Source organism: Lentzea indica, assembly GCF_012184385.1.
GTDB classification, from domain to species: domain Bacteria; phylum Actinomycetota; class Actinomycetes; order Mycobacteriales; family Pseudonocardiaceae; genus Lentzea; species Lentzea indica.
In genome coordinates, this window is the sequence record NZ_VSRL01000330.1 from 1 (window position 1) to 8,491 (window position 8,491).

Below are 8,491 nucleotides of genomic sequence, written 5' to 3' on the forward strand. Positions count from 1 at the left end.
CTCCGGTGGTCGTCGACGGATGCCGAAGCCAGCCCGAGGTCCCAGTTGCCCCCGCCGGTGTCACCACCACCCGCAGGCGCCGCGCCGTGTCGCGACCCGCGGGACCGCCGGTCCAGGAGGACTGACGCGAGTGAGTGAGACCGGGGTCGCCTGTGGGCGGCCCCGGTTTTGCGTTGCGGGGCGGGCTGTGAGGGACGGCACTGCCTGGGCGAACGTGATCAGGACACCCCGGTTTGCTCCGGCCGTACCCACTCCCGTAACCTTGTCGACGGCCCGCCATCCGACGGGTCCTGTCGTGTGCCCCCTCTGCTGGCCGCAGTTGAAAAACACTGTCGCAGATGAGTTGGCGCATGGCCCGTCACCATCGAGTAGCAGGAGACTTCCGTCCTGATGTACGCGATCGTCAAGACCGGCGGCAAGCAGTACAAGGTCGCTGTCGGCGACATCGTCGAGGTCGAGAAGCTCGAGGGCGAGCCGGGCACCGAAATCTCCCTCCAGGCGCTGCTCGTGGTCGACGGCACCAACGTCACCGCTGACGCGGCGGCCCTGGAGAAGTTCTCGGTGACCGGCAAGCTGGTCGAGCACACCAAGGGCCCGAAGATTCGCATCCACAAGTTCAAGAACAAGACCGGCTACCACAAGCGACAGGGTCACCGTCAGAAGCTGACCCGCGTCGAGGTCACCGGCATCACCGGTAAGTGAGGACCTGACTTCTCATGGCACACAAAAAGGGTGCGTCCAGTTCCCGTAACGGCCGTGACTCCAACCCCCAGTACCTGGGTGTGAAGCGGTTCGGCGGTCAGGTCGTCAAGGCCGGCGAGATCCTGATCCGCCAGCGCGGCACCAAGTTCCACCCCGGCGTCGGCGTCGGCATCGGCAAGGACGACACGCTGTTCGCCCTTACCCCCGGTGCGGTGGAGTTCGGCATGAAGCGCGGTCGCAAGACCGTCAACATCGTTCCGGTCGCGGTCTGAGAAAGACCGCTCCGCAGAACGATCGTTAGACACCTCAGCGAGGGGCGGGACCGGTCATCCGGCACCGCCCCTCGTTGCTTGTTCAAGTCTTTGAGAGGAAGTAGTTCCGTGGCTCGTTTTGTTGACCGGGTGGTGATCCACGCTGCCGCCGGCAACGGGGGCAACGGCTGCGCTTCCGTGCACCGCGAGAAGTTCAAGCCGCTGGGCGGCCCGGACGGCGGCAACGGCGGCAGCGGCGGCAACGTCGTGCTCGTCGTCGACTCGCAGGTGCACACCCTGCTGGACTTCCACTTCCGCCCGCACGCCTCCGCCACCAGCGGCAAGGCCGGCGCGGGTGCGAACCGCGACGGCGCGAACGGCGAGGACCTGATCCTGCGCGTCCCGGACGGCACCGTGGTGCTGACCGAGGACGGCGAGATCATCGCGGACCTCGTCGGCGAGGGCACCCAGCTCATCGCCGCCGCCGGTGGCCGTGGCGGCCTCGGCAACGCCTCGCTCGCGTCCAAGGCCCGCAAGGCCCCCGGTTTCGCGTTGCTCGGCGAGCCGGGCGAGACGCGGGACCTGGTGCTGGAGCTCAAGTCCGTCGCGGACGTCGGCCTGCTCGGCTTCCCGTCCGCGGGCAAGTCGTCGCTGATCTCGGTGCTCTCCGCCGCGAAGCCGAAGATCGCCGACTACCCGTTCACCACGCTGGTGCCGAACCTGGGCGTGATCACCGCGGGCGAGACCATCTTCACGATGGCCGACGTCCCCGGCCTGATCCCCGGTGCGTCGCAGGGCAAGGGCCTCGGCCTGGACTTCCTGCGCCACATCGAGCGCACCGCCGTGCTCGCTCACGTCGTCGACTGCGCGACGTACGAGCCCGGTCGCGACCCGATCGCGGACATCGACGCGCTGGAGAACGAGCTGGCGCAGTACACCCCGTCGCTGGGCGGCAACCTCGCCGACCGGCCGCGCGTGGTGATCCTGAACAAGATCGACATCCCGGACGCCAAGGACCTCGCCGACATCGTCCGCCCGGAGATCGAGGCCCGCGGCCTGCCGGTCTTCGAGGTGTCGACGGTGTCCCGCGAGGGACTGCGTGAGCTCACCTTCAAGCTGGCCGAGGTGGTGCGCGAGTACCGCGCCGCCCAGCCGAAGAAGGAATCGACCCGCATCGTGCTGCGGCCGACCGCCGTGGACGACGAAGGGTTCACCGTGACCGAGGACCCCTCGGTCGAGGGTGGCTTCATCGTCAGGGGCGACCGTCCCGAGCGCTGGATCCGCCAGACCGACTTCTCCAACGACGAAGCCGTCGGTTACCTCGCGGACCGCCTGAGCAGGCTGGGTGTCGAGGACAAGCTCGTGAAGATGGGCGCCATTCCCGGTTGCCAGGTCACCATCGGCGACCTGGTGTTCGACTGGGAGCCGACGACCCCGGCCGGTATCGCGATGACGATGACCGGACGTGGCACGGACGCCCGCCTCGAGCGCAACGACCGCATCGGCGCCCACGAGCGCAAGGCACTGAAGAAGGCCCGCCGCGCGCCCGGAGAGTACGGCGACGACTTCGACGAGGAGTAACCCGTGACGGCCCCCGTGGTCTCACAAGCTCGCAACGCGGTCGCTTCGGCGAACCGCATCGTGGTGAAGGTCGGTTCTTCTTCTCTGACCACGGCCGAGGGCGGCCTCGACCCGGCGCGTCTCGACGCGCTGGTCGACGCCCTCGCCGCTCGCTGTGCCGCGGGCAGCCAGGTCGTGCTGGTGTCCTCCGGTGCGATCGCCGCCGGTCTGGCACCGTTGAAGCTGTCCCGGCGCCCGCGCGACCTCGCCACCCAGCAGGCCGCGGCGAGCGTTGGTCAGCTGACCTTGGCGCACGCCTACGCGAACTCGTTCGGCCGCTACGCCCTCACCGTCGGTCAGGTTCTGCTGACCGCCGACGACGTGGTGCGCCGCGCCCACTACCGCAACGCCCAGCGCACGTTCTCGCGTCTGCTGGCCCTGGGCGCCGTCCCGGTCGTGAACGAGAACGACACCGTCGCCACCGATGAAATCCGCTTCGGCGACAACGACCGACTCGCCGCGCTGGTAGCGCACTTGGTCGGTGCCGACGCGTTGTTCCTGCTGTCCGACGTGGACGCCCTCTACTCCGGTGACCCGCGCAAGCCCGGCGCTGTCCGCATCTCCGAGGTCGCGTCGGCGTCCGATGTGGACGGTGTGAAGGCTGGAACCGGTGGCGCGTCTGGCCTCGGCACCGGCGGCATGGCCTCGAAGCTCGCCGCTGCCCGACTGGCCTCGTCGGCCGGCATCCCGGTGCTGCTGGCCGGCGCCTCCGACGCGTCACGAGCGTTGTCGGTGGCCGACGTCGGCACGGCCTTCGCCGCCACGGGTTCGCGCCTCACCGCACGTCGTTTCTGGCTCGGCTACGCCACGGACGCCAACGGCCGCCTGCACCTCGACGACGGCGCAGTCGCCGCGGTGGTCGGCAGGCGTCGTTCGTTGCTGGCAGCCGGAATCACAGGTGTGGACGGCGACTTCGAGGCAGGCGACGTCGTGGAACTGGTCAGCCTCGCGGGCGAGGTCGTGGCCCGCGGCGTGGTCGGCTACGACTCGGCGGAGCTGCCGTCGCTGATCGGGCGCAAGTCCCACGATCTGCCGGAGGAGCAGCGCCGCGAGGTCGTGCACGCGGACGATCTGGTGCCGCTGCACCGCTAATGTCGGGGCATGGCTCGGTTGCACGACATCGTCTTCGACTGCGCTCACCCGGCGTCGCTCGCCCGATTCTGGGCCGAGGTTCTCGACGACCACGAGATCGCGCCGTACGACGAGGCGGAACTGTCCCGGTTGCGCAGCATGGGGATCGACGATCCCGAAGACGATCCATCGGTGTTGCTCGACGGGTCGCCGCGGTTCTTCTTCAACCGCGTGCCCGAGCCCAAGACGGTGAAGAACCGCGTGCACGTCGACCTGCGCAGCCCGAACCCGGAGGCTGAGGCGAAGCGGCTCTTCGACCTCGGCGCGACGCTGGTGAGCCGCGAGGGCGACTGGTTCGTGCTGACAGACCCCGAGGGCAACGAGTTCTGTCTCAGCGCAGAGTGACGCCCTTCGTCTCTGGCAGCGTCAGGATCACCAGGAACGAGATCACCGCGACGTACCAGAAGAACACCGTGCCGCCGACCGCCTGAATGACCAGCGGCGCGGTTCCGCCGAACAGCGCGACCGTGAGGTTGTACCAAGCGCCGATGCCCGCGTTACCGGCGGAGGCCGCGACCAGCTTGCGCACGGGCAGTCGATGGGTCTGCGATGTAATCGCCATAGATGCACCAAGCCATACTGATCAGCGTGCGTTCAATCGGTTTGGTGACGTTGGTTGTCAGGGACTACGACGAGGCGATCCGCTTCTACGTCGACGGTCTTGGGTTCACGTTGGTCCAGGACGAGCCGCAGGGCGACAAGCGCTGGGTCGTGGTCTCGCCGGGTGGTGGAGCGTCGTTGTTGTTGGCGGAGGCGTCCTCGGAGGAACAAGCTGCACGAGTCGGTGACCAGACCGGTGGACGCGTCGGGTTCTTCCTCAACACCGACGACTTCGACCGCGACCACGCGCGCATGACCGCGTTCGGGGTGCAGTTCCTGGAGACACCGCGAGACGAGGTCTACGGCAAGGTCGCCGTGTTCGAGGACCTCTACGGCAACCGCTGGGATCTGCTTCAGCCAGCCCGCGCCTGACCGGGCGAGACCCCGACGATCCGTTTGAACGCACGGCTGAACGCGGCTTCCGACTCGTATCCGAGGCCTCGGGCGATCTCGCTGACCGTGCTGTCACGGTCGCGTAGGCGGTTCATCGCAACGTGCATGCGCCACCGCGTCACGTACCGCATGGCCGGTTCGCCGACGAGATCGGTGAACCGTGCCGCGAACGCCGACCTGGACATCGCGGTCTGGTGCGCGAGGCGTTCGACGGTCCACGGCTGGGCGGGGTCGCGGTGGATCAACGCCAGCGCCTGCCCGATCTGCTGGTCCTGCAACGCGCCCAGCCAGCCGGTGCGCGCGGCCGGGTCGTTGGCGAGCCACGAGCGGATCGTCTGGATCACCAGGACGTCCGAGAGCCTGGTGATGACCGCTTCGCCGCCGGGACGCAGGTTCCTGGCCTCGGCGGCCATCAGGTCGATCGTGGCGCGCATGTCGTCCGCGCGGCGCACGTACAGCACGTGCGGCAACACGTTGATGAGGTGTTTCGCCGCTGGGTGGTCGAAGCGGACCGCACCACACACGAGGTGCGTTACGGCCCCGCCGCCGCCGTGCCGGAGGATCGCGTAGTTGTCGGTCTCGAACGTGTGCGGCAACGTCGTGACGAGCGGTGTTTCGGCGTCACCATGGAACAGCCGGTGGCCCTGGCCTCCTGGCACGAGCAGCACGTCGCCGGGTTCGAGCTCAGTGATCTTGCCGTCGACCTCGATCTCGCAACGGCCGTTGGTCAGGACGTGGAACCACAGGCAGTCCGCCATGTCGGGCATCGTGAGGCCCCACGGCTCGGTGAGTTCTGTCCGGCAGTAGAAGGTGCCGGACATCCTCAACAGGTGCAGCGCCTCGCCCAGTGCGTCCGTCATGCCACCAGTCTGGACGAATGAGCAAGCGTGCGCGATGAATTGTCATTGAGAGTCCGGCGCTGAGGCGACAGAGTGAGCGCCATGGGGATTATCACGCTGATCGCAGTCGCCGCGTCCGGCCTGATGGCCGGCCTGTTCTTCGCCTTCTCCACCGCCGTCATGCCGGGCCTCGCCGACCTGCCCGCCGAGAACGCCCGCGGTGCCATGCGCCGGATGAACGTCCGCATCCAGAACCCCGTGTTCCTGCTGGTGTTTCTCGGCAACGTCGTCCTGTGCGGCATCGAGGTCTTCCAGGGCAGGATCGTGGGCGGCCTGCTCTACATCGTCGGCTGCTTCCTGCTGACGATGTTCGTGAACGTGCCGATGAACAACCGTCTCGAACGGACCGACGACGCCTACTGGCCCGAGTACCTGCGCAAGTGGACGCTCTGGAACCACGTGCGCGGCGTCGCGTGCCTCGCCTCGGTGGTCACCCTGCTGCTCGGATTCTGAGGCCGTGCTTGGGGCGCATCGCTGCGACGCTGGTCGGCGTGAGGCGCTGGGGGAGGAGTTCCGGTTTCGGGCGCTGCAGCAACGCTTTCAGCATCACGGTCAGTTCCGTCGTGGCGAGCCCGGCGCCGATGCACCGGTGCGGGCCGCCGCCGAACGGCAGGAACTCGTGCGGTGCGGGCTTGCGCTCCCACCGATCCGGGTCGAACCGCAGCGGATCCGGCCACACCTCGGCCAGCCGATGCGTGACGTACGGGCTGTACAGCAGGAACGTGCCCTCTTTGATCTTCTTCCCGGCGAACTCGAACGGCTGCGCCGCCACCCGTGCCGAGACCACCGCCGGAGGGTAGAGCCGTAGGGTCTCGTTGACGACGTTGGTCAGGTAGTCGTCGTCCTCTTGCGCGCGCTCCCACACCCCGTTGTGCCGCAACAGGTTGAACACTGCCCACGCCATCGCGCCACTAGTCGTCTCGTAGCCGGCCGCGATCAGCGTGACGATCTGGTCGCGCACCTCAAGGTCGCTCAGTCCGTCGCTCTGCACGAGAGAAGTGAGCACGTCTCCGGCCGCACCGCCTTGCCGTGTTTCCGCGATCGCCTGGTAGACCCGCGCGTCAACGGCTCTCCGCGCCCTCATCGCGTTGCGCCACGCTGGTGCTTTCGTCCGCCTGAGCACGGTGACCACCGCCGGGTTGCGGTCGATCAGGTTGATCAGCAGCTGCAGGTGTGCCCCGAAGAAGTCCGCGTCCTGGGCCAGTTTCTCGCCGAACAACGCGTGGATCGTGCTGCGCCGGATCGCCCGGCGGAAGTCCTGGTAGGCATCTACTGTTTCGCCTGGCCGCCACGCGTCGAGCGCTGCCTCGGCGTTGGCCCGCATGACCGGCACGTAGTTCGCGATCTGCCGGTGCACGAACGCGGGTTGTACGTGTTTGCGCCGCCGTTTGTGGTCCTCTCCGTCGCTGACGATCAACGACGTGGGACCGTCCACCGGAACCAGCACCTGGAAAGCGCGTTCCACCTCGAACAGCTCGGAGTTGGCGAACACGAACCGGTTCGCCTCCGGCCCGAGCAGGTAGGTGTACGGGCCCATCCGCACGACCGGTCCGAACCGCCGGTGCAGAACGGAAAGAAGATCGGCCTGCCGGAACCGCACGACGTCCGGAATCATGACCAAGACAGTGCCACACCCGCACCGGGGGACGGTCCGCAATGTCAGCACGGGTTCCACTGCCCACGTTGAACGTCGGCGGTGCGACCATCGCCTACCGCTGGGAGGGTGCAGGCCCGGCAGTCGTGCTGCTGCACGCACTGGCCAGCAGCTCGGCGACGTGGTCGCGCCTCACCCGTGATCTGGTGTTGTCGGGCCGGCAGGTGATCGCTCCTGACCTGCGTGGTCACGGCCGCAGCTCGTGGACGGGCGACTACCGCCTCGACTCGGTGCAACGCGACGTCGTGGGCGTGCTCGACGCGCTCGACATCTCCGAGTTCGACCTGATCGGCCACTCGCTGGGCGGCCACGTCGCCGCGCTCCTGGCCGGACGACGCCCGGACCGCGTGCGCAAGCTCGTGCTGGAGGATCCGTCACCACCGCCGAGGTCCGGGGAGCCTCGCCCGCCGAAGCGTGGTGCGTCGGTGTTCCTCGCCTTGCAGGTCCTGGCCCGGCGCGGGTTCGACCGCCGCGTGGTGCCGCAGGTGCTGACCCAGCTCCGCGCGCCAGATCCGTTGTGGTGGGACGGCCTGGCGGCGATCAAGGCCCCCACGCTGGTGATCGGCGGTGGTCCGCGCAGCCACGTACCGGCCGAGCGGCTCGCAGAGATGGCCGCGGAGATCCGGGACGCCGAGCTGATCACGATCGACGCCGGCCACCGGGTGCACAGCACACGGCCCGCTGAGTTCCGCGACGCCGTGCTGCGGTTCCTGGCCTGACGTCCATTCGGACTACTTCACGTGCCGTTCGGGTGAAGATCGCGCCATCCCGAAGTGAGGTGCGGGATCCTTTCGCCGGATCGGGGCCCATTTGCACGGAAGGCACCCCTCGATGTCCCGAGCCAGGCTCGCGACGGCGCTCACCATCGGTTTGATGGGCGCGAGCGTTGTGTTTGCTCCACCGGTACTCGCCGACCACTTCGTCTCGAAGACGTTCCACCCGACCGGCGGTGAGCAGACCTACACGATCCCCGCGGGCGTCACGAAGCTCCGCGTGGTGACCATCGGCGGACGCGGCGGCAAGGGTGCCGACGGCGGTGACAACTCAGCCCCGAACGGCAGACCTGGCTTCAGGGCCACGGCGGACCTGGCCGTTCCGTCCGGCGTCACGCAGCTCGTGGTCGCGGTCGGCCAGAACGGTGGCGACGGCAACGGCGCGAACGGCGGTGAGCCGGGCTTCGGCGGCGGCGCGTCCGGTGGGGCCGGCACGCCGTTCGCGGGCGGTGCCGGCGGTGGCGCGAG

Annotated in this window: 11 protein-coding genes and 1 pseudogene; 9 read left to right on the forward strand and 3 right to left on the reverse strand. The window is 68.4% G+C overall.

The features are described 5' to 3' along the window. Positions 1 to 390 precede the first annotated feature (390 nt). From rplU to FXN61_RS44310, 5 genes are all read left to right on the forward strand, one after another. The gene (gene rplU, locus FXN61_RS44290) at positions 391 to 702 is read left to right on the forward strand and encodes a 50S ribosomal protein L21 (RefSeq protein WP_045316485.1); all 312 of its coding nucleotides are present in this window, start codon (positions 391 to 393) and stop codon (positions 700 to 702) included. A 14-nt stretch (positions 703 to 716) separates the two neighbouring features. Next, entirely contained in the window at positions 717 to 974 is a 258-nt protein-coding gene (gene rpmA, locus FXN61_RS44295; protein ID WP_167979821.1) for a 50S ribosomal protein L27, read from the forward strand. A gap of 108 nt (positions 975 to 1,082) precedes the next feature. Further along, a complete protein-coding gene (obgE, locus tag FXN61_RS44300) occupies positions 1,083 to 2,534 on the forward strand; it encodes a GTPase ObgE (protein WP_167979822.1) in 1,452 nt (483 codons plus the stop codon). Between the two features lie 3 nt (positions 2,535 to 2,537). Further along, positions 2,538 to 3,665 (forward strand): glutamate 5-kinase, encoded by a 1,128-nt coding sequence (proB, locus tag FXN61_RS44305; protein ID WP_167979823.1) that lies wholly within the window; start codon positions 2,538 to 2,540, stop codon positions 3,663 to 3,665. A 9-nt stretch (positions 3,666 to 3,674) separates the two neighbouring features. After that, positions 3,675 to 4,049, forward strand: coding sequence for a VOC family protein (locus tag FXN61_RS44310; protein WP_167979824.1), 375 nt, complete (start codon positions 3,675 to 3,677; stop codon positions 4,047 to 4,049). Here the strand turns inward: FXN61_RS44310 and FXN61_RS44315 are convergent. Then, a complete protein-coding gene (locus FXN61_RS44315; protein ID WP_376770813.1) occupies positions 4,036 to 4,266 on the reverse strand; it encodes a hypothetical protein in 231 nt (76 codons plus the stop codon). The genes FXN61_RS44310 and FXN61_RS44315 overlap by 14 nt on opposite strands. Positions 4,267 to 4,310: 44 nt before the next feature. On the opposite strand from FXN61_RS44315, the gene FXN61_RS44320 reads away from it, so the two are divergent. After that, positions 4,311 to 4,676 (forward strand): VOC family protein, encoded by a 366-nt coding sequence (locus FXN61_RS44320; RefSeq protein WP_312878470.1) that lies wholly within the window; start codon positions 4,311 to 4,313, stop codon positions 4,674 to 4,676. On the opposite strand, the gene FXN61_RS44325 is transcribed toward FXN61_RS44320, so the two are convergent. Then, positions 4,658 to 5,557, reverse strand: a complete 900-nt coding sequence (locus FXN61_RS44325; protein WP_167979826.1) for an AraC family transcriptional regulator — start codon at positions 5,555 to 5,557, stop codon at positions 4,658 to 4,660. The genes FXN61_RS44320 and FXN61_RS44325 overlap by 19 nt on opposite strands. Before the next feature lie 81 nt (positions 5,558 to 5,638). Between FXN61_RS44325 and FXN61_RS44330 the strand changes: the two genes are divergently transcribed. After that, positions 5,639 to 6,049 carry an anthrone oxygenase family protein gene (locus FXN61_RS44330; protein WP_167979827.1) on the forward strand — a complete coding sequence of 137 codons (411 nt, stop codon included), beginning with the start codon at positions 5,639 to 5,641 and terminating at the stop codon, positions 6,047 to 6,049. Here FXN61_RS44330 and FXN61_RS44335 read toward each other — a convergent pair. Further along, a complete protein-coding gene (locus FXN61_RS44335) occupies positions 6,027 to 7,211 on the reverse strand; it encodes a cytochrome P450 (protein WP_188136156.1) in 1,185 nt (394 codons plus the stop codon). The two genes, FXN61_RS44330 and FXN61_RS44335, sit on opposite strands and share 23 nt — an antisense overlap. A gap of 41 nt (positions 7,212 to 7,252) precedes the next feature. Between FXN61_RS44335 and FXN61_RS44340 the strand changes: the two genes are divergently transcribed. Together FXN61_RS44340 and FXN61_RS44345 are read left to right on the forward strand one after the other, a co-directional pair. Then, positions 7,253 to 7,969, forward strand: coding sequence for an alpha/beta fold hydrolase (locus tag FXN61_RS44340; protein ID WP_167979828.1), 717 nt, complete (start codon positions 7,253 to 7,255; stop codon positions 7,967 to 7,969). Positions 7,970 to 8,123: 154 nt separating this feature from the next. Further along, positions 8,124 to 8,491 (forward strand): annotated as a pseudogene (locus tag FXN61_RS44345) (hypothetical protein); the annotation flags it as partial.

Excerpts from the sequence above, each read along its gene's own strand:
- rplU (WP_045316485.1), top strand. The coding sequence starts at position 391 with ATGTACGCGATCGTCAAGACCGGCGGCAAGCAGTACAAGGTCGCTGTC.
- rpmA (WP_167979821.1), top strand. The coding sequence starts at position 717 with ATGGCACACAAAAAGGGTGCGTCCAGTTCCCGTAACGGCCGTGACTCC.
- FXN61_RS44310 (WP_167979824.1), top strand. The coding sequence starts at position 3,675 with ATGGCTCGGTTGCACGACATCGTCTTCGACTGCGCTCACCCGGCGTCG.
- FXN61_RS44315 (WP_376770813.1), bottom strand. The coding sequence starts at position 4,266 with ATGGCGATTACATCGCAGACCCATCGACTGCCCGTGCGCAAGCTGGTC.
- FXN61_RS44325 (WP_167979826.1), bottom strand. The coding sequence starts at position 5,557 with ATGACGGACGCACTGGGCGAGGCGCTGCACCTGTTGAGGATGTCCGGC.
- FXN61_RS44330 (WP_167979827.1), top strand. The coding sequence starts at position 5,639 with ATGGGGATTATCACGCTGATCGCAGTCGCCGCGTCCGGCCTGATGGCC.
- FXN61_RS44335 (WP_188136156.1), bottom strand. The coding sequence starts at position 7,211 with ATGATTCCGGACGTCGTGCGGTTCCGGCAGGCCGATCTTCTTTCCGTT.
- FXN61_RS44340 (WP_167979828.1), top strand. The coding sequence starts at position 7,253 with ATGTCAGCACGGGTTCCACTGCCCACGTTGAACGTCGGCGGTGCGACC.